The organism is Pseudomonas veronii (genome assembly GCF_002028325.1).
GTDB lineage: Bacteria > Pseudomonadota > Gammaproteobacteria > Pseudomonadales > Pseudomonadaceae > Aquipseudomonas > Aquipseudomonas veronii.
Window position 1 is genome coordinate 6,054,721 of the sequence record NZ_CP018420.1, and the last position, 24,756, is coordinate 6,079,476.

General features: G+C 62.2%; 23 protein-coding genes. 14 read left to right on the forward strand and 9 right to left on the reverse strand.

Annotated elements, in window-relative coordinates; all coding sequences use genetic code 11:
* Nucleotides 1-85 precede the first annotated feature (85 nt).
* Nucleotides 86-1,738: an acyl-CoA dehydrogenase family protein gene (locus PverR02_RS27750; RefSeq protein WP_079444776.1), complete on the reverse strand. Its 1,653-nt coding sequence runs from the start codon at nt 1,736-1,738 to the stop codon at nt 86-88.
* A 69-nt stretch (nt 1,739-1,807) separates the two neighbouring features.
* Entirely contained in the window at nt 1,808-4,201 is a 2,394-nt protein-coding gene (locus PverR02_RS27755; RefSeq protein WP_079444777.1) for a hybrid sensor histidine kinase/response regulator, read from the reverse strand.
* A 288-nt stretch (nt 4,202-4,489) separates the two neighbouring features.
* Between PverR02_RS27755 and PverR02_RS27760 the strand changes: the two genes are divergently transcribed.
* The 4 genes from PverR02_RS27760 (at nt 4,490) to PverR02_RS27775 (ending at nt 8,009) form a co-directional block, all read left to right on the forward strand.
* On the forward strand, nt 4,490-5,287 hold the full coding sequence (locus PverR02_RS27760; RefSeq protein WP_079444778.1) for a hydroxymethylpyrimidine/phosphomethylpyrimidine kinase: 798 nt from the start codon (nt 4,490-4,492) through the stop codon (nt 5,285-5,287).
* Nucleotides 5,288-5,305: 18 nt separating this feature from the next.
* A complete protein-coding gene (thiE, locus tag PverR02_RS27765) occupies nt 5,306-5,935 on the forward strand; it encodes a thiamine phosphate synthase (protein WP_017848322.1) in 630 nt (209 codons plus the stop codon).
* An 11-nt stretch (nt 5,936-5,946) separates the two neighbouring features.
* The gene (gene hemL / locus PverR02_RS27770; protein WP_046381936.1) at nt 5,947-7,230 is read left to right on the forward strand and encodes a glutamate-1-semialdehyde 2,1-aminomutase; all 1,284 of its coding nucleotides are present in this window, start codon (nt 5,947-5,949) and stop codon (nt 7,228-7,230) included.
* A gap of 224 nt (nt 7,231-7,454) precedes the next feature.
* Nucleotides 7,455-8,009, forward strand: a complete 555-nt coding sequence (locus PverR02_RS27775) for a tetratricopeptide repeat protein (RefSeq protein ID WP_017848324.1) — start codon at nt 7,455-7,457, stop codon at nt 8,007-8,009.
* A gap of 42 nt (nt 8,010-8,051) precedes the next feature.
* Here PverR02_RS27775 and PverR02_RS27780 read toward each other — a convergent pair whose 3' ends face one another.
* Nucleotides 8,052-8,378 carry a DUF1820 family protein gene (locus PverR02_RS27780; RefSeq protein WP_003194436.1) on the reverse strand — a complete coding sequence of 109 codons (327 nt, stop codon included), beginning with the start codon at nt 8,376-8,378 and terminating at the stop codon, nt 8,052-8,054.
* A 131-nt stretch (nt 8,379-8,509) separates the two neighbouring features.
* Here PverR02_RS27780 and miaB point away from each other — a divergent pair, with 131 nt between their 5' ends.
* The 5 genes from miaB (at nt 8,510) to lnt (ending at nt 13,886) form a co-directional block, all read left to right on the forward strand.
* The gene (miaB, locus tag PverR02_RS27785; protein WP_017848325.1) at nt 8,510-9,835 is read left to right on the forward strand and encodes a tRNA (N6-isopentenyl adenosine(37)-C2)-methylthiotransferase MiaB; all 1,326 of its coding nucleotides are present in this window, start codon (nt 8,510-8,512) and stop codon (nt 9,833-9,835) included.
* A gap of 184 nt (nt 9,836-10,019) precedes the next feature.
* Nucleotides 10,020-11,021, forward strand: coding sequence for a PhoH family protein (locus PverR02_RS27790; protein ID WP_017848326.1), 1,002 nt, complete (start codon nt 10,020-10,022; stop codon nt 11,019-11,021).
* The gene (ybeY, locus tag PverR02_RS27795) at nt 11,014-11,472 is read left to right on the forward strand and encodes an rRNA maturation RNase YbeY (RefSeq protein ID WP_079444779.1); all 459 of its coding nucleotides are present in this window, start codon (nt 11,014-11,016) and stop codon (nt 11,470-11,472) included. Before PverR02_RS27790 ends, ybeY begins: the two co-directional genes overlap by 8 nt.
* Nucleotides 11,473-11,514: 42 nt before the next feature.
* Complete coding sequence (locus tag PverR02_RS27800; RefSeq protein ID WP_017848328.1) at nt 11,515-12,354, forward strand: HlyC/CorC family transporter; 840 nt, start codon at nt 11,515-11,517, stop codon at nt 12,352-12,354.
* A gap of 8 nt (nt 12,355-12,362) precedes the next feature.
* Nucleotides 12,363-13,886 (forward strand): apolipoprotein N-acyltransferase, encoded by a 1,524-nt coding sequence (lnt, locus tag PverR02_RS27805; RefSeq protein WP_017848329.1) that lies wholly within the window; start codon nt 12,363-12,365, stop codon nt 13,884-13,886.
* A gap of 124 nt (nt 13,887-14,010) precedes the next feature.
* Here lnt and PverR02_RS27810 read toward each other — a convergent pair whose 3' ends face one another.
* The gene (locus PverR02_RS27810; protein ID WP_079444780.1) at nt 14,011-14,772 is read right to left on the reverse strand and encodes a YdcF family protein; all 762 of its coding nucleotides are present in this window, start codon (nt 14,770-14,772) and stop codon (nt 14,011-14,013) included.
* A 107-nt stretch (nt 14,773-14,879) separates the two neighbouring features.
* Nucleotides 14,880-15,197 carry a hypothetical protein gene (locus PverR02_RS27815; RefSeq protein WP_046381934.1) on the reverse strand — a complete coding sequence of 106 codons (318 nt, stop codon included), beginning with the start codon at nt 15,195-15,197 and terminating at the stop codon, nt 14,880-14,882.
* Nucleotides 15,198-15,459: 262 nt separating this feature from the next.
* On the opposite strand from PverR02_RS27815, the gene leuS reads away from it, so the two are divergent.
* From leuS to PverR02_RS27840, 5 genes are all read left to right on the forward strand, one after another.
* Nucleotides 15,460-18,066, forward strand: a complete 2,607-nt coding sequence (gene leuS / locus PverR02_RS27820) for a leucine--tRNA ligase (protein WP_046381933.1) — start codon at nt 15,460-15,462, stop codon at nt 18,064-18,066.
* A gap of 89 nt (nt 18,067-18,155) precedes the next feature.
* The gene (locus PverR02_RS27825; protein ID WP_017848334.1) at nt 18,156-18,761 is read left to right on the forward strand and encodes an LPS-assembly lipoprotein LptE; all 606 of its coding nucleotides are present in this window, start codon (nt 18,156-18,158) and stop codon (nt 18,759-18,761) included.
* A gap of 39 nt (nt 18,762-18,800) precedes the next feature.
* Nucleotides 18,801-19,838 (forward strand): DNA polymerase III subunit delta, encoded by a 1,038-nt coding sequence (gene holA / locus PverR02_RS27830; RefSeq protein ID WP_046381932.1) that lies wholly within the window; start codon nt 18,801-18,803, stop codon nt 19,836-19,838.
* 161 nt (nt 19,839-19,999) lie between these two features.
* The gene (gene arfA / locus PverR02_RS27835; RefSeq protein ID WP_003176285.1) at nt 20,000-20,164 is read left to right on the forward strand and encodes an alternative ribosome rescue factor ArfA; all 165 of its coding nucleotides are present in this window, start codon (nt 20,000-20,002) and stop codon (nt 20,162-20,164) included.
* Between the two features lie 61 nt (nt 20,165-20,225).
* Entirely contained in the window at nt 20,226-21,551 is a 1,326-nt protein-coding gene (locus PverR02_RS27840; RefSeq protein WP_046381931.1) for a lytic murein transglycosylase, read from the forward strand.
* A gap of 129 nt (nt 21,552-21,680) precedes the next feature.
* Here the strand turns inward: PverR02_RS27840 and PverR02_RS27845 are convergent, their stop codons facing one another.
* The 4 genes from PverR02_RS27845 to PverR02_RS27860 form a co-directional block, all read right to left on the reverse strand.
* Nucleotides 21,681-22,613 (reverse strand): S66 peptidase family protein, encoded by a 933-nt coding sequence (locus tag PverR02_RS27845; protein WP_079444781.1) that lies wholly within the window; start codon nt 22,611-22,613, stop codon nt 21,681-21,683.
* A gap of 151 nt (nt 22,614-22,764) precedes the next feature.
* Nucleotides 22,765-23,766: a lipoyl synthase gene (gene lipA / locus PverR02_RS27850; RefSeq protein WP_167379504.1), complete on the reverse strand. Its 1,002-nt coding sequence runs from the start codon at nt 23,764-23,766 to the stop codon at nt 22,765-22,767.
* A gap of 26 nt (nt 23,767-23,792) precedes the next feature.
* Nucleotides 23,793-24,440: a lipoyl(octanoyl) transferase LipB gene (gene lipB, locus PverR02_RS27855; RefSeq protein WP_046381930.1), complete on the reverse strand. Its 648-nt coding sequence runs from the start codon at nt 24,438-24,440 to the stop codon at nt 23,793-23,795.
* On the reverse strand, nt 24,440-24,715 hold the full coding sequence (locus PverR02_RS27860; protein WP_017848340.1) for a DUF493 domain-containing protein: 276 nt from the start codon (nt 24,713-24,715) through the stop codon (nt 24,440-24,442). The genes lipB and PverR02_RS27860 overlap by 1 nt, the downstream gene beginning before the upstream one ends.
* Nucleotides 24,716-24,756 lie beyond the last annotated feature (41 nt).

A 24,756-nucleotide genomic window follows, 5' to 3' on the forward strand; every position in this document is an offset into this window, starting at 1 on the left:
CTACTCAAGAAGAGCTCAGTCCCTGTGGGAGGCTGGCACACCGCGATCGCAGGCAAGCCAGCTCCCACATGTTGACCGCGTGTATTCAAAGGGCCTGTGGCGTGGACCGCGCGACAATCGCCTCAACATCCACACCTCGTGGCAAGGTGCCATACACGCGTCCCGACGACTGGCCCAAACGGCTGGCGATAAACCCATCGCTGACCGCCGCGTTCCCAGCCTCCAGCAACAACTTGGCCTGCAACGCTACGGCAATGTCCTCAGTTAGCTGCCGCGCGCGGTACTGGATATCCTGGGTGTCCATGAACGCCGATTTCAGTTGCTCGACATGCCGCGCCAACTGCCTGTCGCCATGCCCGTCGCCCAGCTCGACGAACAGCGCTTCCAGCACGCCCGGTTCTTTGGACAAGGCGCGCAGCACGTCCAGGCACTGCACATTGCCGGAACCTTCCCACGTCGAATTCACCGGCGCCTCACGATACAAGCGCGGCAGGATACTGTCCTCCACATAACCGGCACCGCCCATGCACTCGGCGGCTTCGTTGATCATCGCCGGCGCGCGCTTGCAGATCCAATACTTACCCACCGCCGTCACCAGCCGGGAGAACTTGGCTTCCTGCTCATCGCCTAAATGATCGAGGGCGCGGCCCATGCGCAAGCTCAAGGCCAGCGAGGCCTCGCTTTCCAGCGCCAGGTCGGCCAGCACGTTTTGCATCAGCGGCTGCTCGCTGAGTACGCGACCGCCGACCGAACGATGGGCGCAATGATGGCTGGCCTGGGTCAGCGCCTGGCGCATCAAGGCGCTGGAGCCGACCATGCAATCGAAGCGGGTCATGGCGACCATCTCGATGATGGTCGGCACGCCACGGCCTTCTTCGCCGACCATCCAGGCCAGGGCGCCGCGGAACTCGACTTCGCTGGACGCGTTGGAGCAATTGCCGAGTTTGTTTTTCAGACGCTGGATATAGAACTGGTTGCGCGTGTCGTCCGGACGGTGCCGAGGCAGTAGGAAGCAGGTGAGGCCCTTGTCGGTCTGGGCCAGGGTGAGGAACGCATCGCACATCGGCGCCGAGCAGAACCACTTGTGCCCCACCAGTTCATAGGCTTGGCCGGGACCGGCCGCGCCCACGGGGTAAGCACGCGTGGTGTTGGCGCGCACGTCGGTGCCGCCCTGTTTCTCGGTCATCGCCATGCCGATGGTGGCACCGGCCTTGTGGGCGATGCCGACGTTGCGCGGGTCGTAGTCGGTGCTGAGGATTTTCGGCAGCCAGGTCTGCGCCAGGTCCGGTTGCAGGCGCAGGGCCGGGACGCTGGCAAAGGTCATGGTCAACGGGCAGCCGGTGCCGGCCTCGGCCTGGCTGTGCAGGTACGTCAGGGCAGCACGGGCCACATGGGCGCCGGATTGTGGATGAGCCCACGGCAGCGACGGCAGGCCATGCTCGACGGCGGTGTGCATCAGCTCATGGTAGGCCGGGTGAAACTCCACCAGGTCGACACGGTGACCATAGCGGTCATGGCTGCTGAACTGTGGCTTGTTCTGGTTCGCCAGGAACCCGGCCGCCATCAGCGGCCCACCGGCCAACGCGCCATACGCATCGAAGCGCGGTGCAGCCCAGCCGGCACCGAAGCGGTGCGACCAGTCTTGCAGCGGCACATCGATGCGGTACAGGTTGATGCCGTCCAGGGAGGGCGGCTGGTTGGTGACGTCGTGGGTTTCGGCGAACTGGTGCAGGTTCATGACGGGCCTCCTGGAAAAAAGGCCACCTGGAGTTGCGGCCCGAATTTCAGTTAAGCACCGTCATCTCGCTTAAAAAAGTGGCATACGCGCCGAATGTCCGGCGCTTTCGCCCTCTGACGGACACAGCAGCCGACGTTCCAGCAGCGCTTGCAGCGCGTCGAAACGTACCGGCTTGACCAGGCGCTCGGTGATGCCGATGCCATGGCAGCGCTCGCGTTCGGACACATTCAACGTGGTGCTCAGGGCGATCACCGGTAACTCGCCGCAGCCGGGCAACGCGCGAATCTGACAGCACAACGAGAAACCGCCTTCCGGTATATCCAGCAACACTGCGTCGAAGGTTTCCCCCTGCAACGCCGCCAACGCCGCCGGCCCGCTGTCGACGGTTTTCACCCGATAACCGAGCTTGAGCAACATGCCGCGCACCACCAACTGGCCGACGCTGTTGTCGTCCACCAGCAACACCGCACACTGCGCAGGCGTGCGTGCGTGCGCGGGGCTTGCCGGGCGTGGCTCGGGCTGCAGCGGGGTGACCGCCAGTTCCAGCTGAAAACGACTGCCCTTGCGCGGTTCGGAATGATGGGTGAGACGCCCGCCGAGTAATTCGATCAGTTGCCGGCAGATTGCCAGACCAATCCCCAGGCCACCGTATTCGCGGGTCGTCGAGCCATCGAGCTGGAAGAACCGCTGGTACAGGGTGGCCTCGTCGAGGAACGCAAAGCCGATGCCCGTGTCGGTGACGATAAAACTCAGGCGCACGGTGCCATCGCTCAGGGGCACGCCGACCACCCGCAGACGCACGACGCCTTCGTGGGTGAACTTGAAGGCGTTGTCCAACAGGCAATCCAGGCACTGGCTGAGTTTGTCGGCATCGCCGCGCAGGCGATCGGGCAAGTCGTCGGCGACATCGATGGAAAAGGCCAGGCCTTTGCTCTGGGCGCTGGCGCTGAACTGCTGGCGCAAGGTGTCGAGCACGCCGCGCAGGCTGAACACCCTGGGCTGGGCACTCAGGCGCCCGGCCTGCAACTCGGTGAGGGTGAGGATGCCATTGACCATCCGCATCATGTCCCGCGCCGAGCCGGCGGCGGTTTGCTGGTAGTTCGCCAGGTCGTCGTCCAGGGGCACGGTCTGCATCAACTCCAGGGAGCCGATCACCCCATTCATCGGCGTGCGCAGTTCGTGGGTCAGGGTGGCGAGGAATTCGTCCTTGAGCCGGTTACTGCGGGCCAACTGCTGGTTGAGCAGTTCGAGCTTCTGGCTCGCATCGTAGAGGATCTGCGCCTGTTGCTCGCGCATGGCGTTGATGCGGTCCGCCAGGGCCAGGGACAACAGCGCCACTTCGATCGCCGAGCCGATCTGGCTGGCGTACATGGTGAGGAACACATTCGGCAGGTAACCCAGCACCATCAAGGTGTTGACCACGCCGCCCAGCAGGAACGCCGACCAGGCGATGATGAAATAACGCGCCACCCGCTGGCCGCAGTACCAGGCCTTGATGGCGGCGACGAAGATAGTCACGGTGAACACCAGCGCCAGGCCGGTGGCCAGGCGCAGCGCGAGGGCGTAGCTGGTCATCAGTGAGAGCAGCATCACCACCGCGCCACAGGCCACCAGCGCCAGCAACAGGCGATTGATCCAGCGGCTGTGCTGGGCGGTGTGCAGGAAGCTGCGGGCGAACAAGCTGCCGAACAACGCCGCCGAGCCGATCATGAACGGCGTCGCGGCATTCGCCCACCAGGGGTTGTTCGGCCAGAAATACTCCACCGCCGCACCGTTCACCGACAGCTGGTACAGACCGAACGAGGCGATATAGAAGATGTAATAAAGGTAGCTGGTGTCGCGCACGCTGAGGTAGATGAACAGGTTGTACACCAGCATCCCCAGCAACACGCCATAGATCAGGCCCAATACATATAGGCGCAGCGGTTGTTGTTCCAGGTAGGCAGTGCTGGACCACAGCGTCAGCGGCGCCTGGATCGAACCTTCGCTTTGCAGGCGCAGGTAGACGGTCTTGGTTTCGCCCGGCGTGAAGTCGACCTTGAACAAATAGTTGTTCTGGCGAATCTCGCGGCTGGAGAACGCCAAGGCATCCCCGGTGCGACCGGCCAGGCGATAGTTGCCGGTGCTGTCGGGCAAGTACAGGTCAAGGTGGTCGAGGGGCGGATAGGCCAACTCCAGCAGCCAGGTGCGCTGGGTTTCAGGCGGCTTGGGCTGGTAACGCAGGTTGACCTTGAGCCAGAACACCGAGCGCGAATAGCCGGCGTTGAGGGTGTCTTTGTCGTGGGGCTTGAACTGTGTGGCAGCGGCGGGAGCGCTCACATCGGCGATGGTCAGGGTGTTGGTCGGGTCTTCGAGCACTTGCATGGCCCGGCCCAGCGGCAGGCTTCGAGTGTCTTGGGTGAACTCAATGGCGTCGGCGAGCAGCGGTAGCCCGCACAATAATAAAATCAGCAAATAACGCATAGAGCCCCAGCGTGACCTGTCCGGTCATGTCAAAAAGCCCCCCATTCCTTTTGAGAAGACGTATACCGGCGATACAGTAAGTTGTTTCGAATCACTTTAGCATAGCTGCTAAAGGCCATTAGACACCATTGATATAATTTTTCTAAAGGCTCTAGAACAAGGCTTTCAGCGGACTTCACAACTAAAATCCGATACTAGCAAACAGCCATAACCGCCCATGGATCCGGGCAAAATTCAGCCATCGCCAGACGGCCACGCCAAAAGCGTTTGGTGGTAAGCTCGCGCACCATGAATATCTACAGCTCTCGCCCCGTTGTCCTCTGTCTCTCCGGCCATGATCCCAGTGGTGGCGCCGGCTTGCAGGCAGATATCGAAGCCCTGCTCGCCCAGGGTTGCCATGCGGCCCCGGCCGTTACCGCGCTGACGGTGCAGAACACCGTCAACGTCAGTGATTTCCGCGTGCTCGACCGCGAGTGGGTGCTGGCCCAGGCCAACGCCGTGCTCAGCGATTCGCCAGTGGCGGCGGTCAAGCTGGGCATGCTCGGCTCCACCGCGATGGTCGACACCGTGGTCGAACTGCTGCAGGCGCACCCGCACCTGCAGGTGGTGTGCGACCCCGTGCTGCGCGCCGGCGGCGGCGGCAGCCTGGGCAAGGACGAAGTCGGCTACGCCATGCGCGAGCGGCTGTTGCCGTTGTCGCTGATCGCCACGCCCAACCTGCCTGAAGCACGCATCCTTGCCGAACTGCCTGAGGGCACGGCGGACGAATGCGCGGAAAAGCTGTTGCCGTTTATCAAGCACCTGCTGATTACCGGCGGCCATGGCGATGAGCACCAAGTCCACAACCGCCTGTACAGCCGCGACGGCACGCGCCAGACCTTTACCTGCCAGCGCCTGCCCGGCAGCTATCACGGTTCGGGGTGTACGCTGGCCAGCGCGCTGGCGGGCCGGATCGCCCAGGGTGAAGGCCTGGTCAGCGCCGTGCAATCGGCCCTCAACTACACTTGGCGCACCCTGCGTGACGCCGAACAACTCGGCCAGGGCCAGTTCGTGCCTCGCCGACTGCCGCTGGATTTCTGCTCGTAACACCAAGAGGCCTGCCCGATGAAACTACGTGGCCTTTATGCCATTACCGACAGCCAATTATTGGCCGGCAAATTCCTCGCCTACGTCGAAGCGGCGCTGGATGGCGGCGTGACCCTGCTGCAGTACCGTGACAAAAGCAGCGACGAGGCCCGGCGCCTGCGTGAAGCGGAAAAGCTCCGCGAATTGTGCTCGCGCTACAAGACCCAACTGATCATCAACGATGACGCCGAACTGGCCGCGCGCCTGGGCGTCGGCGTTCACCTGGGCCAGACCGATGGTCCCCTGACCACGGCCCGTGCGTTGCTGGGCTCCAAGGCGATCATCGGCGCCACCTGCCACAGCCAGATCGAACTGGCCGAACAGGCCGCGAAAGAAGGCGCCAGCTACGTCGCCTTCGGCCGCTTCTTCAACTCCAGCACCAAGCCCGGCGCCCCCGCCGCCAGCCTCGAAATGCTGGCCCAGGCCCGCGCGCGCCTGCAGTTGCCGATCTGCGTGATCGGCGGCGTCACCCTGGAGAATGCCGAACCGCTGGTGGCCCACGGGGCCGACTTGCTCGCCGTGGTACACGGCCTGTTTGGTGCCGACAGCACCCAGGAAGTCACGCGTCGCGCCCGCGCTTTCAACGATCTTCTTAAATCTTCAGTTTAGAGAGCCCGATCATGTCCCGTTCCGAAACCCTGTTTGCCGATGCCCAGAAACACATCCCCGGCGGTGTGAACTCCCCCGTGCGTGCATTCAAGAGCGTCGGCGGCACGCCGCTGTTCTTCAAGCATGCCGAAGGCGCCTACGTCACCGACGAAGACGACAAGCGCTATGTGGACTACGTCGGTTCCTGGGGCCCGATGATCCTCGGCCACAGCCACCCGGACGTACTCGACGCCGTGCGCCAGCAGTTGCAACACGGCCTGTCCTACGGCGCCCCGACCTCGATGGAAACCGAGATGGCCGATCTGGTCTGCTCGATCGTGCCGTCGATGGAGATGGTGCGGATGGTCAGCTCCGGCACCGAAGCCACCATGAGCGCGATTCGCCTGGCCCGCGGTTTCACCGGCCGCGACAGCATCATCAAGTTCGAAGGCTGCTACCACGGTCACTCCGACAGCCTGCTGGTCAAGGCCGGGTCCGGCGCGCTGACCCAGGGCGTGCCAAGCTCGGCCGGTGTGCCAGCAGACTTCGCCAAACACACCCTGACCCTGCCGTTCAACAACATCGCCGCCGTCGAGCAGATGCTCAATGAAGTGGGCCAGGAGGTGGCGTGCATCATCGTCGAGCCGGTCGCTGGCAACATGAACTGCGTACCGCCGGCCCCGGGCTTCCTCGAAGGCCTGCGCGCACAGTGCGACAAGCATGGCGTGGTGCTGATTTTCGACGAAGTGATGACCGGCTTCCGCGTGGCCCTCGGTGGCGCCCAGGCGCATTACGGCGTAACGCCGGACCTGAGCACCTTCGGCAAGATCATCGGTGGCGGCATGCCGGTGGGCTGCTTCGGCGGCAAGCGCGAAATCATGCAATACATCGCGCCGCTGGGCCCGGTGTACCAGGCGGGCACCCTGTCCGGTAACCCGCTGGCCATGGCCGCCGGCCTGACCACTCTGCGCCTGATCAGCCGCCCGGGCTTCCATGCCGAGCTGACCGACTACACCTCCCGCCTGCTCGACGGCCTGCAACAGCGCGCCGATGCCGCTGGCATTCCGTTTGTCACCACGCAAGCAGGCGGCATGTTCGGCCTGTATTTCAGCGGCGCCGACGATATCGTCACCTTTGAGGACGTGATGGGCAGCGACGCCGGCCTGTTCAAGCGCTTCTTCCACCTGATGCTGGACGGCGGCGTGTACCTGGCACCGAGCGCCTTTGAAGCCGGCTTCACCTCGATCGCCCATGGCGACGCCGAGTTGAAACTGACCCTGGATGCTGCCGAGCGCGCCTTCGCCGCCCTGAAATAACCGGCACAGCATTCTGACGTCGCCCCCGGCGGCGTCAGATTTGCTACTTTGCTTACAGACTTTTCCTGGTTTTCTCGAGAAATCACCTGCAATCCGGCAGATAACTTGCCCAACCGGCAGAAAAACGAGTAAAGACTTTGTAAGCAGAGGTCTGCTTATTTCATAATGCGCGCTTATTGGACCCCCGAGGGTCCGCGTGCCCCGTCAGAGGTAAGTCGATTCCCATGAAACGCACCGGCCGCACCCTGGTCCTGGGCTGCCTGTTGCTCCTTCAGCCGCTGCTGGCACATGCACAAGCAGGCGGCAACTCGTTGTTAATCCCAGCGATGGGTCGTTGCACCCTCAATACCCAGCCAGACAGCCAGGCCGAAGCCCTGAGCGCGTGCCAGAAACAGGCCGACGGCGGGGATGCGCAGGCGCAATACGAGTTGGGCGAGTACTACCACGACGGCAAGAACCCCGCGCGCGACCTCAACAAAGCGTTGAACTACTTCGAAAAAGCCTCGCTGCAGGGCCACGCCCAGGCGCAATTCCAGCTGGGCACCATGTTCTTCAAAGGCGAAGGGGTGCCGGCCAATAACGTCCAGGCGTATATCGTGCTGAAAATGGCCGCGGTCAACGGCGCCGAAGACGCGCTGGACACCGCCGACGAAGTTGCCGAACACATGCAGCGCGATGAACTGGAACTGGCGACCCAGGTGCTGGGCCAGATCTTCCGCAATTATCTGCAGGAACTGCAGAGTGCGGATGGGCGCTCGCCGTTCTCGCCCCTGCCCTGATCGACCGGTGACGAGGGAGCCAGCGCCCTCGCTACAAACGCCCTACTTCTCAGGCATCGGCATCGGAAACGGCATGACATTGCTCGTGCCACGCGCTTCGCTGATCTTCGGCGTGCCCAGGCGCTCGACTTCATCGATACGCACGATCGAATGCATCGGCACAAAACTGCGCACCACGCCTTCGAACTGGGCCTTGAGTTTTTCCTCGCCCGGGTCGACGACCAGTTGTGTGCGCTCGCCAAAGACGAACTCTTCCACTTCCAGGAAGCCCCACAGATCACTTTGATAGATCTGCTTGGCGTACATTTCGAACACCTGGCCCTGGTTGAGGAAAATCACCTTATAGATTGGAGCTTCACGTTTGGTCATGGTGGGCGGGGAACACATCGGGGATATAAAAGAGGGCGCGAACTATAGCATGGCACCCGATGCACAGTGCTAGGAACCGATGGACATGACCCCTATAATGCGCGGTTCTTTACCACCAGTTGACGATTCCCATGGCCAAGAAGCTCTACATTGAAACCCACGGTTGCCAGATGAACGAGTACGACAGCTCGCGCATGGTCGATCTGCTGGGTGAACATCAGGCCCTGGAAGTCACCGCCCGCGCCGAAGATGCCGACGTAATCCTGCTCAATACCTGCTCGATCCGCGAACGGGCACAGGACCGCGTGTATTCGCAGCTGGGCCGCTGGCGTGAATTGAAACTGGCCAACCCGGAGATGGTGATTGCCGTCGGCGGCTGCGTCGCCAGCCAGGAAGGCGCAGCCATCCGCGACCGCGCGCCCTACGTGGATGTGGTCTTCGGCCCGCAAACCTTGCACCGCCTGCCGGAAATGATCGACGCCGCACGCCTCACCAAGCTGCCCCAGGTCGACGTCTCGTTCCCGGAAATCGAAAAATTCGACCATTTGCCCGAGCCGCGCATCGATGGGCCGAGCGCTTACGTGTCGGTGATGGAAGGTTGCAGCAAGTACTGCACCTTCTGCGTGGTGCCCTACACCCGTGGTGAAGAAGTCAGCCGGCCGTTTGACGATGTAATGTCAGAAATCATCCACCTGGCCGAAAACGGCGTGCGTGAAGTGACCCTGCTGGGCCAGAACGTCAACGGCTATCGCGGCCAGACCCACGACGGGCGCCTGGCCGACCTCGCGGAGCTGATCCGGGTTGTCGCCGCGGTGGATGGCATCGAGCGCATTCGCTACACCACCTCGCACCCGCTGGAGTTCTCCGACAGCCTGATCCAGGCCCACGCCGAAGTGCCGGAGCTGGTCAAGCACCTGCACTTGCCGGTGCAATCGGGTTCGGACCGCATCCTGTCGGCGATGAAACGCAACCACACCGCCCTGGAATACAAATCCAAACTGCGCAAGTTACGCGCGGCAGTGCCGGGCATCTGCATCAGTTCGGACTTTATCGTCGGCTTCCCCGGCGAGACCGAGAAAGACTTCCAGCAGACCATGAAGCTGATTGAAGACGTCGGTTTCGACTTTTCCTACTCGTTTGTCTACAGCCAGCGCCCCGGCACGCCTGCCGCCGACCTGCTGGACGAGACCCCGGAAGAGCTGAAAAAAGAGCGCCTGAACGCCCTGCAACATCGCCTGAACCAGCAGGGGTTCGAGATCAGTCGACAAATGGTCGGGTCCACCCAGCGCATCCTGGTCACCGACTACTCGAAAAAAGACCCGGGCGAACTGCAAGGGCGCACCGAGAACAACCGCATCGTCAACTTCCGTTGCGACAACCCGACCCTGATCGGCCAGTTCGCCGATGTCCACATCGATGCGGCGCAACCGCACTCGTTGCGCGGCTCTCTGGTGTAATAAATGTGCGAGGGGGCTTGCCCCCGATTGCGGTACATCAGCAGCACATGAGCTGCCTGACACTCCGCTATCGGGGGCAAGCCCCCTCCCACACTGGATCGGGTTGGATAAGTGCTTTCGCACACTGGCGCGTGGCGTTATCCTCTCTTTCACCTCAACAGCCAAAGGGCGGCTAAAAGCGACCTTGAACGCACCCATCGAACCCCATCGTTTTCTCCTCGAGCCGTTTGAGGCTCGCCGTTTCGCCAATTTGTGCGGACAGTTCGACGAGCACCTGCGCCTGATCGAACAACGCCTGAGCATCGAGATCCGCAACCGCGGCAATCAATTCGAGCTGATTGGTGAACCCCAGCACACCACGTCTGCAGAAAACCTGCTCCGCCGCCTCTACCGCGAAACCAAGGGTAGTGAGCTGTCGCCGGAAACGGTCCACCTGTACCTGCAGGAATCGGCCGTGGAAGACCTGGCCAACAACCCAGTGGCCGAAGCCAGCGTGGCCTTGCGCACCAAAAAGGGCATGATTCGCCCACGCGGCTTGAATCAGCAGCGCTACGTCAAAGAAATCCTCGGTAACGATATCAACTTCGGCATCGGCCCCGCCGGTACCGGCAAGACCTACCTGGCCGTGGCCTGTGCCGTCGACGCCCTGGAGCGCGAGCAAGTGCGCCGCATCCTGCTGGTGCGCCCGGCGGTCGAGGCCGGCGAAAAGCTCGGCTTCCTGCCCGGCGACCTGGCCCAGAAGATCGACCCGTACCTGCGCCCGCTCTACGACGCGCTCTACGAGATGCTCGGCTTTGAATACGTGGCCAAGCTCATCGAGCGCCAGGTGATCGAGATCGCCCCGCTCGCCTACATGCGCGGCCGGACGCTGAACAACAGCTTCATCATTCTCGACGAAAGCCAGAACACCACCGTCGAACAGATGAAAATGTTCCTCACCCGTATCGGTTTCGGCTCCACCGCCGTGATCACCGGCGACGTCACCCAGGTCGACCTGCCCAAGGGCACCAAGTCGGGCCTGGCCCAGGTGATCGAGGTGCTCAAAGACGTGCCGGGGATCAGCTTCACGCACTTCATGCCCAAGGACGTCGTCCGCCACCCGCTGGTCCAGCGCATTGTCGAAGCCTACGAGCGCTTCGAGCACCGCGACGACGCCCCGGCCAAGGACACCCGCCGCGATGCTTGAGCTTGACCTGCAACTGGCAACCGACGCGCACGCCCCCAGTGAAGAGCAGTTCCGTCAATGGTGCGCCCTGGCCCTACGCCAGCGCACCGCCGACTCGGAGCTGACCATCCGCCTGGTGGACGAACCCGAAGGCCGCGAACTGAATCACACCTGGCGCCAGAAGGATTACGCGACCAACGTGCTGTCCTTCCCCGCCGACGTACCCGACGAACTGCTGGATATCCCGTTGCTGGGCGACCTGGTGATCTGCGTCGAAGTCGTCGAGCGTGAGGCGCAGGAACAAGGCAAGGCCCTTGAAGCCCATTGGGCTCATCTGGTCATCCACGGCTGCTTGCATCTGTTGGGTTACGACCATATAGACGATGACGAAGCCGAAGAAATGGAAGCACTGGAACGATCGTTGCTTGCAGAATTGGGTCACCCTGATCCGTATGCAGATGACGAAAACTGATCAACACTCAACTGAAACATCAAAGGATTTAGAGTAATCGCTATGAGCGAAGACCGATCGAGCAACGGGCAAAAGTCATGGCTGGGTAAACTGACCCAGGCTTTTGCCCACGAGCCGAAAAACCGCCAGGAGCTGCTGGAGCTGCTGCGCGAGGCCCATCAGAACAAGTTGCTGGACAGCGAAGCGCTGGCCATCGTCGAAGGCGCCATCCAGGTGGCTGACCTGCAAGTTCGGGACATCATGGTCCCGCGTTCGCAGATGATCAGCATCAAGGCGCCCCAGACCCCACGGGAATTCCTCCCGGCCGTGATCGACTCGGCGCACTCGCGCTACCCGGTGATCGGCGAAAGCCATGACGACGTCATGGGTGTCCTGTTGGCCAAGGACTTGCTGCCGCTGATCCTCAAGGAGAACGGCGACAGCTTCAACATCAAGGACCTGCTGCGTCCGGCCACCTTCGTCCCCGAATCCAAGCGCCTGAATGTGCTGCTGCGCGAGTTTCGCGCCAACCACAACCACATGGCCATCGTGATTGACGAATACGGCGGCGTCGCCGGCCTGGTGACCATCGAAGACGTGCTGGAACAGATCGTCGGCGATATCGAAGACGAGCACGACGTCGAAGAAGACAGCTACATCAAGCCGCTGCCGAGCGGTGATTTCCTGATCAAGGCGTTGACGCCGATCGAGAACTTCAACGAGTTCTTCGACAGCGAATTTTCCGACGACGAGTTCGACACCGTCGGCGGCCTGGTGATGAGTGCGTTCGGGCACTTGCCCAAACGTAACGAGACCACCGAGATCGGCGCTTATCGCTTCCGCATCCTGAATGCCGATAGCCGCCGGATTCATCTGATTCGCCTGACACCTATTGCCCGTTAAGGACTGACATGCGCCGTTTCATCGCTCCCGGCTGGCCCGGCAACTTGTTGGCCGTGGTGGCTGGCGCCATCACCACCCTGGCGCTGGCGCCATTCGATCTGTGGCCGCTTGCGTTGGTCGCGGCCGGATTGTTCTATATCGGGCTGCGCGAGCTGTCCCCACGCCAGGCACTCGGCCGTGGCTGGTGTTTCGGTTTCGGCCTGTTTGGCGCCGGCACCAGCTGGATCTACTACAGCATCCACCACTTCGGCGGCGCTTCGGTGTTGCTGGCTGGCTTGCTGATGCTGGCGTTCACCGCTGCCATTGCCTTGTTCTTCGCCCTGCCCGCCTGGTTGTGGGCGCGCTGGCTGCGGCGCAATGAAGCGCCACTGGCCGATGCCCTGACGTTTGCGGCGCTGTGGGTCGGCCAGGAAGCGTTCCGGGGCTGGTTCCTGACCGGGTTTCCCTGGTTGTACTCCGGTTACAGCCAACTTGACGGCCCCCTCACCGGCCTCGCGCCGCTGGGTGGGATGTGGCTGATTTCCTTCGCCCTGGCCTTGACCGCCGCCCTGCTGTGCAACCTGCCGCGCCTGCTGGCGACCCAGCGCAACGCCTTCATCGGCGCTGGCCTGTTGCTGCTGGTGGCGCCCTGGGCCATCGGCCTGGCCCTCAAGCATCACGCCTGGACTTCACCGTCCGGCGACCCGCTGAGCGTGGCGGCGATCCAGGGTAACGTCGAACAAAGCATGAAGTGGGACCCCGAGCAGCTCAATGCACAACTGGCGCTGTACCGCGACATGAGCTTCAGCTCCAAGCGGGTCGACCTGCTGATATGGCCGGAAACGGCCGTGCCGGTGCTCAAGGAGTCCGTCGAGGGCTACCTCGGGATGATGGGCAAGTTCGCCGCCGAACGGCACACCGCGCTGATTACCGGCGTGCCGATTCGCCAGGAAGTGCATCACCAGAAGCGCTACTACAACGGCATCACCGTCGTGGGCGAAGGTGACGGCACCTACCTCAAACAGAAGCTGGTGCCCTTCGGCGAGTACGTGCCGCTGCAGGACATGCTGCGCGGCTTGATTGCCTTCTTCGACCTGCCCATGTCGGACTTCGCCCGCGGCCCGTCCGACCAGGCGATGCTACAGGCCAAGGGCTATCAGATTGCACCGTTCATTTGCTATGAAGTGGTCTACCCGGAATTCGCCGCCAGCCTCTCGGCCCAGAGCGACTTGCTGCTGACCATCAGCAACGACACCTGGTTCGGCACCTCCATCGGCCCCTTGCAGCACCTGCAAATGGCGCAGATGCGTGCGCTGGAAGCCGGCCGCTGGATGATCCGCGCCACCAACAACGGCGTGACCGGGCTGATCAACCCGTATGGGCAGATCACCGCGCAGATCCCGCAGTTCGAGCGCGGCATCCTCTATGGCGAAGTGGTGCCGATGCACAACCTCACGCCGTATCTGCAATGGCGGTCATGGCCGCTGATCGTGGTGTGCCTGGTGTTGTTTGGCTGGGCGCTGCTGGCCGGCCGGATGTCCAAAACCGTCTAACAGAATCAAACCGAACCCAATGTGGGAGGGGGCTTGCCCCCGATAGCAGTGTGTCAGTCAGTACATTTGATACTGATACACCGCAATCGGGGGCAAGCCCCCTCCCACATTTTGATTTGCGGTGCTATCGGTAGAACAACCGATACCCCACCTGCCCCACCGCCTCATTGAGCAACTGCCCGCTCTGCCACACCGACTTGAACTCCGGCATCCAGCCACCCAGCGGCCGCGCGTTATCCTCGCCGAGGAAGCCGACCGGCGCCGGCACCACGCTGAAACCGGCTTTTTCAAAGCTCCAGACCGCACGCGGCATATGCCAGGCCTGGGTCACCACCACGACGCGCTTGATCCCCTCGGGCAACAGAATCTCGGCACTCATCTGCGCATTTTCCCAGGTGGTGCGGCTGCGCTCTTCCTTCCAGCGCACCGCCACATCGAAGTCGTCCCGCATCGACACCGCCATCAACTCAGCTTCGCTGGGCGGTGTGCCGTAATGCAAACCGCCGCTGGTCAGCACCGGCAGCCCGGAGGCCTTGGCCAATCGCGCGGCGTAGCGCTGACGCTCCAGCCCGATGCCGGTTGGCTGGTCCGAACCCCAGGCCGGGTCGCCACGCTCGCGCCCCGAACCCAGCACCACAATGGCATCGGCGCGCCGGGCCAGGCTCGACCAGTCCTCCCGGGCCAACGGCGGCGCCGTCTCCAGGGCGCGCGCGCCCCACTGCACCATGATCGGCAGGCTCATCAGCCACATCCCGCCCAGGCCGAGGGCAAAGCAGCAGCCGGCCAGGCGCGGGCGGCTGCGGCGAAACCACCAGGCAAGGGCCAGCAACAGCAAGAGAATGCCGGGCGGCAACAGCAGTTGTTTGATGAAATAACGAATAGGCATCGAGCATCTCCATAGATGCCCGAAGCCTAAGGTGTAACGGGGTTTAGCGACAATCTTTACAAGAACGAAGCAGAGTCAGCGATGATCAGGAAACTAAGGGGCATGTATTACTTGAACCGCACGGACCGATGTTTTTCCGGACCGCGAGCGGCTGACACATCCTTGAGCCACACCACCTTGGCCGACCGCACGGGCTCGTTGGGCGGCGTGCTCGCCACGCCGGTAAAAGCCGAACGTTCGTTCCTTGCCAGGTAAGCCTTGATCAGTTCCAGCTCCGCGTGGCTCAAGCCTCGCAGTTCCAACTCGACGGGCTGCTCATCACGCAATCGACCCGCCGTACTTGCTGCATCCAATGCACGACCCAAACGGTCGATGAGTCCTTGGTACACATCCGGTTTAGATAACATTCGCTGCGATTCCACCATCCCCTCACCTCATTGAAGATAAGACTCACTCCCCAATAAACAGCGTAGCCCCCATGGCTGCGCCTGCCCGGCGCCGCGACAGACGGCCTCGACCGCGCAATCAGGGTTTCCCTCGATAGAGTGGGGTCATGTATGCTACGGCGCTTCCTGTAACTCCACTTCCCGCAGGGTTTGGGCACGGACGCGGCGCTTTATGGTGTCGGCCAGCTCGGACAATGCACCGAAGAGGATTAGGCCACCCCTATTCAGTTCAAAAGTAGCCATGCACGAACAATATCAGCCCCGTGAAATAGAAAATGCCGCCCAAACCTTCTGGGATGAGCAAAAGTCCTTTGAAGTCAGTGAACAGCCGGGCAAGGAGACGTTCTATTGCCTATCGATGTTCCCTTACCCCAGCGGCAAGCTACACATGGGGCACGTGCGTAACTACACCATCGGCGACGTGATTTCCCGTTACCAGCGCATGCAAGGCAAGAATGTCCTGCAACCCATGGGTTGGGACGCCTTCGGCATGCCGGCGGAAAACGCCGCGATGAAGAACAACGTAGCGCCCGCCAAGTGGACCTACGAAAACATCGCCTACATGAAGACCCAGCTGCGCAGCCTGGGCCTGGCGGTGGACTGGTCCCGCGAAGTGACCACCTGCAAGCCGGACTACTATCGCTGGGAACAATGGCTGTTCACCCGCCTGTTCGAAAAAGGCGTGATCTACCGCAAGAACGGTACCGTGAACTGGGACCCGGTCGACCAGACCGTGCTCGCCAACGAGCAGGTGATCGACGGTCGCGGCTGGCGTTCCGGCGCGCTGATCGAAAAACGCGAAATCCCGATGTACTACTTCAAGATCACCGCCTACGCGGATGAACTCTTGTCGAGCCTCGACGACCTGCCGGGCTGGCCTGAACAGGTCAAGACCATGCAACGCAACTGGATCGGCAAGTCCAAGGGCATGGAAGTGCAGTTCCCGTACAACGTCGATTCGATCGGCGAAGCGGGCACCCTCAAAGTCTTCACCACCCGTCCGGACACCCTGATGGGCGCGACTTACGTCGCCGTGGCCGCGGAACACCCGCTGGCCAGCCAGGCCGCACAGAACAACCCTGAGCTGCAGGCGTTCATCGCCGAATGCAAAGGCGGCAGCGTGGCGGAAGCCGACGTCGCCACCCAGGAGAAAAAAGGCCTGCCGACCGGGCTGTTCGTCGAGCACCCACTGACCGGCGAAAAATTGCCGGTATGGGTCGCCAACTACGTGCTGATGCACTACGGCGATGGCGCAGTAATGGCTGTGCCGGCCCACGACGAACGCGATTTCGAATTCGCCACCCAGTACAACCTGCCGATCAAATCCGTGGTACGCACCAGCTCGGGCGACACCAACCCGGCCCCGTGGCAAGACGCCTACGGCGAGCACGGTGAATTGATCAACTCCGGCGAGTTCGACGGCCTGGACTTCGCCGGCGCCTTCGACGCCATCGAAGTCGCGCTGATCAAGAAAAACCTCGGTGCCTCGCGCACCCAGTTCCGCCTGCGCGACTGGGGCATCAGCCGCCAGCGTTACTGGGGCTGCCCGATCCCGATCATCCACTGCGAAACCTGCGGTGACGTGCCGGTGCCGGAAGACCAGTTGCCGGTGGTCCTGCCGGAAGACGTGGTGCCGGACGGCGCCGGTTCGCCTTTGGCGCGCATGCCTGAGTTCTACGAGTGCAGCTGCCCGAAATGCGGCCAGCCAGCCAAGCGCGAAACCGACACCATGGACACTTTCGTCGAGTCCTCGTGGTACTACGCCCGTTATGCCTCGCCGCACTACGAGGGTGGCCTGGTCGAGAAATCGGCGGCCGACCACTGGTTGCCGGTGGATCAGTACATCGGCGGTATCGAACACGCCATTCTTCACCTGCTGTACGCGCGCTTCTTCCACAAGCTGATGCGCGACGAAGGCCTGGTCAGCTCCAACGAGCCGTTCAAGAACCTGCTGACCCAGGGCATGGTGATCGCCGAGACGTATTACCGTCGCGAAGCCAATGGCAGCTACACCTGGTTCAACCCGGCGGATGTCGAGCTCGAGCGCGACAGCAAAGCCAAGGTCATCAGCGCCAAGCTGATCGCCGACGGCCTGCCGGTGGAAATCGGTGGCACCGAGAAGATGGCCAAGTCGAAGAACAACGGCGTCGACCCACAGTCGATGATCGACCAGTTCGGCGCCGACACCTGCCGCCTGTTCATGATGTTCGCCTCGCCGCCGGACATGAGCGCCGAATGGTCCGACTCCGGCGTCGAAGGTTCGCACCGTTTCCTCAAGCGCGTCTGGCGCCTGGCCCATGCCCATGTCAGCCAGGGCCTGCCGGGCAAGCTGGATGTGGCCGCCTTGAGCGACGAGCAGAAAGCCATTCGCCGCAGCACCCACCTGGCCATCAAGCAAGCCAGCCAGGATGTGGGCCAGAACCACAAGTTCAACACCGCCATCGCCCAGGTGATGACGCTGATGAACGTGCTGGAAAAAGCCCCGCAAGCCACCGAACAGGAGCGTGCGCTGGTTCACGAAGGCCTCGAGACGGTCACCTTGCTGCTGGCCCCGATCACGCCGCACATCAGCCACGAACTGTGGCACCGCCTGGGCCACAGCGAAGCCGTCATTGACGCCCGCTGGCCGGTGCAGGATGACAGCGCGCTGGTTCAGGACACGCTGCAACTGGTAATTCAGGTCAACGGCAAACTGCGTGGCCAGATCGACATGCCGGCCAGCGCCAGCCGCGAAGACGTCGAAGCGGCCGCGCGCTGCAACGAGAACGTACTGCGCTTTACCGAAGGCCTGACGATCCGCAAAGTGATCGTCGTGCCGGGTAAACTGGTCAACATCGTCGCCAGCTAAATCGGATCGGGCGCAGGGCTTGAGCGCTGCGCCGAACTAAACCTTCAGGGCCTCGATAAGGCCCGCATGGTTTCAAGGGGAGCAATAAAATGATCAAACGCAATTTGCTGGTGATGGGCCTTGCTGTGCTGCTGAGCGCTTGCGGCTTCCAGCTGCGCGGTACCGGCACCAATGAACTGACCATCAAGGAATTGGACGTCAGCGCCCGCAACGCCTACGGCGAAACCGTTGTGCAACTGCGCGACACCCTGAAAAACAGTGGCGTACACGTCTACACCGGCGCGACCTACAAGCTGTTCCTGGCCGACGAGAAAGAAACCCAGCGTAACCTCAGCTACGCCAGCGCCGGCCGTGCGTCCGATATCGAGCTGATCACTTCGTTGACGTTTGAAATGCAGGGCCGCGACCATCTGCCGTTGATGGGTGACAAGATCGAAGTGCAAAAGGTCGTGAGCCACGATGGCAACAACCTGGTGGGCTCGGACTCGGAAATGACCCAGGTGCGCAAAGAAATGCGTCGTGAGCTGGTCCAACGCGTGATGCTGCGCCTGCAACAGCTGACGCCGGAAAAACTGGAACTGCTGCAACAGACCGCCGACAACAAGGCCAAGGCTGACGCCGACGCCCTGAAAGCCGCGCAAGAGTACGAAAACAACACGCCGAAACAATCGCCTGTTGAAGTCCCTGTAGACTAAGCCAGACGGGGCGCCCCAGGCGCCCCGTTCATCGCGCCTATGAAACTCGCCCCCGCCCAACTCGCCAAACACCTGCAAGGTGCTCTCGCGCCTGTCTATATCGTCAGCGGCGATGACCCGTTGCTGTGCCAGGAAGCGGCAGACGCCATTCGCACCGCCGCGCGCCAGCAAGGCTTCGACGAACGCCAGGTGTTCAGCGCCGACGCCAGTTTCGACTGGGGCACGCTGCTGCAAGCCGGCGCGAGCATGTCGCTGTTTGCCGAAAAACGCCTGCTGGAACTGCGCCTGCCGTCGGGCAAGCCCGGCGACAAGGGCGCGGCGGCCTTCATCGAGTACTGTTCGCGGCCTGCCGAAGACACGGTGTTGCTGATCAGCCTGCCCAAGCTCGACGGCAGCGCGCAGAAAACCAAGTGGGGCAAAGCGCTGGTGGAAGGGGCACAGACCCAGTTCATCCAGATCTGGCCGGTGGACAGCAATCAGTTGCCGCAGTGGATTCGTCAGCGCCTGTCCCAATCGGGGCTGTCGGCCACGCAGGACGCCGTGGAACTGATCGCCGCCCGGGTCGAAGGCAACCTGCTTGCCGCCGCCCAGGAGATCGAAAAACTCAAGCTGATGGCCGAAGACGGGCAGATCACCGTCGAAACCGTGCAAGGCGCGGTGGCTGACAGCGCGCGTTTTGACGTGTTCGGGCTGGTGGACGCCATCCTCAACGGCGAGCCTGCGCACGCCCTGCGCATGCTCGAAGGGTTGCGCGGTGAAGGCGTGGAACCGCCGGTGATTCTCTGGGCGCTGGCTCGCGAGTTGCGGGTACTGGCCAATATTGCGCTGCAATACAGCCAGGGCACGCCGTTGGACAAATGCTTCAGCCAAGCCAGACCGCCGGTCTGGGACAAGCGCAAACCGCTGATGAGCAAAGCCCTGCAGCGGCACTCGGCGCAACGCTGGGCGCAACTGTTGCTCGAAGCCCAGCGCATCGATGCGCAAATCAAGGGCCAGGCAGCGGGTTCGCCGTGGATGAGCCTGAGCCGTTTGTCACTGCTGATGTCTGGCCAGCGCCTGACATTACCTGCCGAATAACCCCCCCGCTTAAAAACACCGCAAAACCAATGCGGGACGGGGCAACCCCCCTCCCACATGTTGGCTGCATTTGTATTTCAAAAAACTTGCCGGGCTTTACAGCGGCCAGACTTCGGCAGATGATTTGCACCGCTGCATCCCACCTGAAGAGAGTAACGACCATGAGCAAAAAGCCATCTAAGCATGGCCCCAACAAGGCCAAATCCATCATCGCCCAGCCACTGTTCCGCAGCCGTCAGGAACGCGCCGGCAAGGGCAAAGGCAGCTACCGCCGCGAAGCCTTCCAGTCTAATAGCTGGGAGGCTTCTTACTTTCTGGCCGCCTGAAGGCAAGCGCCCCTCCGGCATGATAAGGTCAGCACTTGATTTGTAATCCCTGGACCTGTGCATGCCCTCTAGTCTTTCCCGTCGTTGGCACCTTCGCCAATTGATCGCTGCCTCCAGCCTCATTCTGCTTGTCGCCTGCGCGGAAAAACCTACCGCCGCAGATGCTCAACCCTTGCCGACACTGTCGACCGCACCGGTCGTAGCGCCCGCTGTCGTGGCCCCGCTGGCTGTGGATAACCTGGACATCCAGCCCACCCAGACCTTTGCCGAATGGCAGGCCGGTTTCCGTGCGCAAGCCTTGAAGGCCGGCATTACCCCAGCCGTGTTTGATATCGCCTTCGCCAACGTCACCCCGGACATGGCGGTGATCCGCGCCGACCGCAGCCAACCGGAATTTTCCCGCCCGGTGTGGGAATACCTCGACGGCGCCCTGTCGCCAGTACGTGTGCGTAATGGCCAGGCACTATTGGTCAAGTACGCCGACATCCTGCAAAGCATCGAGCAACGTTATGGCGTCGACCGCCAGGCGCTGGTCTCGGTGTGGGGCATGGAAAGTAACTTCGGTCAGTTCCAGGGCAATAACTCGGTGATCCGTTCCCTCGCGACCCTGGCCTACGAAGGCCGGCGCCCGGCCTTTGCCCAGGCGCAATTGCTTGCGGCGCTGCAAATCATCCAGCACGGCGATATCCAGGCCGACCAGATGCGCGGTTCGTGGGCCGGCGCCATGGGCCAGACCCAGTTCATCCCGACCACCTACAACACCCACGCCGTGGACTTCGACGGCGACGGTCGCCGCGATATCTGGAACAGCCCGGCCGACGCCCTCGCCTCCACCGCGCATTACCTGCAAAGCTCCGGCTGGCAGAAAGGCCAGCCGTGGGGTTTCGAAGTCAAACAACTGCCGGCCAACTTCGATTACACCCTGGCCGACGGTGGCGTGCGCAAGACCGTCGCCGACTGGCTGAAGCTGGGTATCCAGCTGCCACCGGGAGCGAGCATGCCGCCTAACGTCGACCAGCTCTCCGCCGCCCTGCTGCTGCCAGCGGGTTACCGTGGCCCGGCGTTCCTGGTGCTGGATAACTTCCGCGCAATCCTCAAGTACAACAACTCGTCGTCCTACGCACTGGCCGTGGGCCTGCTGTCGGAACGGTTCGGCGGAAGTGGTGTGATTCGTGGCGATTGGCCGAAAGATGAACTGCCGCTGAGTCGTTCCCAGCGCATTGACCTGCAGACCGTACTCAGCAGCAATGGCTATGACGCGGGCAACCCGGACGGGATTATCGGCGCCAACACGCGCAAGGCGATCCGTGCGGCGCAACAGTCACTGGGCTGGCCGGCGGATGGTTATCCGACGGTGAAGTTGCTGGAGTCGTTGCAGAACCGTTAGATCGGCTTATGGCGACTACCGCTATCGGGGGCAAGCCCCCTCCCACATTTTGACCGCGTACATCCTTTGAAATGCGGTCAAAATGTGGGAGGGAGCTTGCTCCCGATAGCGGTTTAGCAGACGACAGATTCAGCGGTTGAACACCACATCCTGTTCCAGCACCAGCCGCTGCTCCCCCGCATCCAATCGCACCCGCGCGCCCATCGGCAGCGTCACGTTCGGATCGCAATGCCCACTGCGCCAGCCAGACAGCACCGGAATGCACAGCGGTTCGAAGGTCTGCTTCAGCAGCCGCTCCAGCGCGGTGCTATCCACCCCCGCCACGTCCCCCACCAACACACCCGCTACCTGAGCCAGCTTGCCGGTCAGGCGCAGATGCGTCAGCAAGCGGTCGATGCGGTAGATCGGCTCGTTGACGTCTTCGATAAACAGGATGATGCCCTCGGCATCGATTTCGTAGGACGTCCCCATCATGGCCGCGATCATCGACAGGTTGCCGCCGAGCAAGCGCCCACAGGCGATACCGGGCTCGATCGTGGTCAATGGGTAGGCCACCGGGTGCGCCAGCACGCTGCCTGCACCCACCTGGCCACGCAGCATGTTGAACAACGACGACTCGGTGGGTGGCTGCTTGTCGCCGAGCAGGTCGGCATTCAGCATCGGGCCGTGGAAGGTCACAAAACCGACATAGCGGTTGATTGCCAGGTGCAACGCAGTGATATCACTGTAACCCACGAAAGGCTTGGGGTTGGCGCGCAGCAGGTCGAAGTCCAGGCGGTCCAGCAGGCGGGGCGTGCCGTAGCCGCCGCGCAGGCAGAAGATCGCATCGATATCAGGGTTGGCGAAGGCGGCGTGCAGGTCGCGCAAGCGCACGTCATCGCTGCCGGCCAGGTAGCCGTCGCGTTCATATACTCCGGGGAAGATGCGTAGCTCATAGCCACGGGCGCGCATCCACTGCCCGGCTTTTTCCACGTCCAGCGCGGCAGGGCCGGCGGGTGCGATCAGGCCGATGGTGGCTTCAGAACGCAATGCAGGTACGGCGGCGGCTAGTCGACTGGTCATCCCTGATTCTCCCTATATGACGCGGAACGAAATGTGGGAGGGGGCTTGCCCCCGATAGCACTGAATCAGCCAGTACCTGTAGCGACTGACACACTGCCATCGGGGGCAAGCCCCCTCCCACATTGGATCTGCGGTGTTGCGCAGATCTGTATTACGAAATCAGGCTAGCCTTGACCAGCTTGGCCTGCTCATCGGCGTGGTACGAGGAACGTACCAGCGGGCCCGACGCGACGTTCTTGAAGCCCATCTTGTAACCTTCCTCGGCGAACCAGGCGAAGGTGTCCGGGTGAACGAAACGCTGTACCGGCAAGTGGCTGCGCGATGGTTGCAGGTATTGGCCGAGGGTCAGCATGTCGATGTCGTGTTCGCGCATGCGCTGCATGACTTCGATCACTTCCTCGTCGGTTTCGCCCAGGCCGAGCATCAGGCCGGATTTGGTCGGGATGTGCGGCATCATCTGCTTGAATTTCTGCAGCAGGGTCAGCGACCACTGGTAGTCCGAACCTGGACGCGCCGCCTTGTACAGGCGTGGTACGGTTTCCAGGTTGTGGTTGAACACATCCGGCGGCTCGGCGGCGGTGATTTCCAGCGCGACGTCCATGCGGCCACGGTAGTCCGGCACCAGGGTTTCGAGCATCACGTCCGGCGACAGCTTGCGGATTTCGCGGATGCAGTCGGCAAAGTGCTGGGCACCGCCGTCACGCAGGTCGTCGCGGTCGACAGAAGTGATTACCACGTACTTGAGTTTCAGGTCGGCGATGGCGATGGCCAGGCTTTCCGGCTCGTTGACGTCCAGCGGCTTCGGCCGGCCGTGGCCGACGTCGCAGAACGGGCAACGACGGGTGCAGATGTCACCCATGATCATGAACGTGGCAGTGCCGCCGGAGAAGCATTCGCCCAGGTTCGGGCAGGACGCTTCTTCGCACACGCTGTGCAGCTTGTGCTTGCGCAGCAACGCCTTGATACGGTCGACTTCCGGCGAGACCGGGATACGCACGCGAATCCAGTCAGGTTTTTTCGGCAGTTCGGTGGTCGGGATGATCTTGACCGGGATGCGTGCAACCTTCTCGGCGCCGCGCAGCTTGACGCCGGCTTCCACCTTGGCACGCGGGGCCGGGGCCGAACGTTCGGTGACGTCCAGCGTCGGGATCATGGTTTGCACTGCATCAGTAGTCATAATCAGTCGATTCCGCCCGTAAGGGTCGTCTGCTCAGCATAGTCGAGGTGTTTGACGAGCTGCGCACGCAGCCGGGCACTTACCTCGGCAAATTTAATCGGTGTGGCGTGGTCGCTCAACTGGGTCATCGCCAACCCGGCATAACCGCACGGGTTGATGCGCCGGAACGGCGCCAGGTCCATGTCCACGTTCAACGCCAGGCCATGAAACGAACAACCGTGGCGAATGCGCAGCCCCAGGGAAGCGATTTTCGCACCATCCACATACACACCGGGTGCATCGGGCTTGGCCACGGCGCTCACGCCGTAACTGGCCAACAGCTCGATCAGGCAAGCCTCCATACGGTTCACCAGGTCGCGCACGCCAAACCCCAGCTTGCGCACATCCAGCAGCAGATACGCCACCAGTTGACCGGGCCCATGGTAAGTCACTTGACCCCCTCGGTCGACCTGCACCACCGGAATATCACCCGGAAGTAGCAGATGCTCGGCCTTGCCGGCCTGGCCCTGGGTGAACACCGGCGGGTGTTCCACCAGCCAGATCTCATCGGGTGCCGAGGTGCCGCGCTCGTTGGTGAAGCGCTGCATCGCGTGCCAGACGGGCTCGTAGTCCATCCGGCCGAGCTCGCGAAAGCCCAGGACCTGTGGCATCACAGCACCATATGTACGAAGCCGGTGGCCCGCAGTTCGCTGTTGATGTCGTAAAGCTGGTCTTGACCGGTCGCAACGATGTGCAACTGGATCGTGGTGTACTTACCGTTGGTGCTCGAACGCTCATCCACACGGTTGTCGTTGATCGTCGCGTGTTTACGCACGATGTCGAGAATCTTGTCCTTGTTGCCCACACCGGTATCGCTGATCACCTTGACGGGATAATCCGTCACCGGGAATTCGATCTTTGGCGCCTTTACTTCTTTATCGGTCATGGCGTAACGGCCTCGTAAGCGTAAGCCGTGGCGACGGGCAA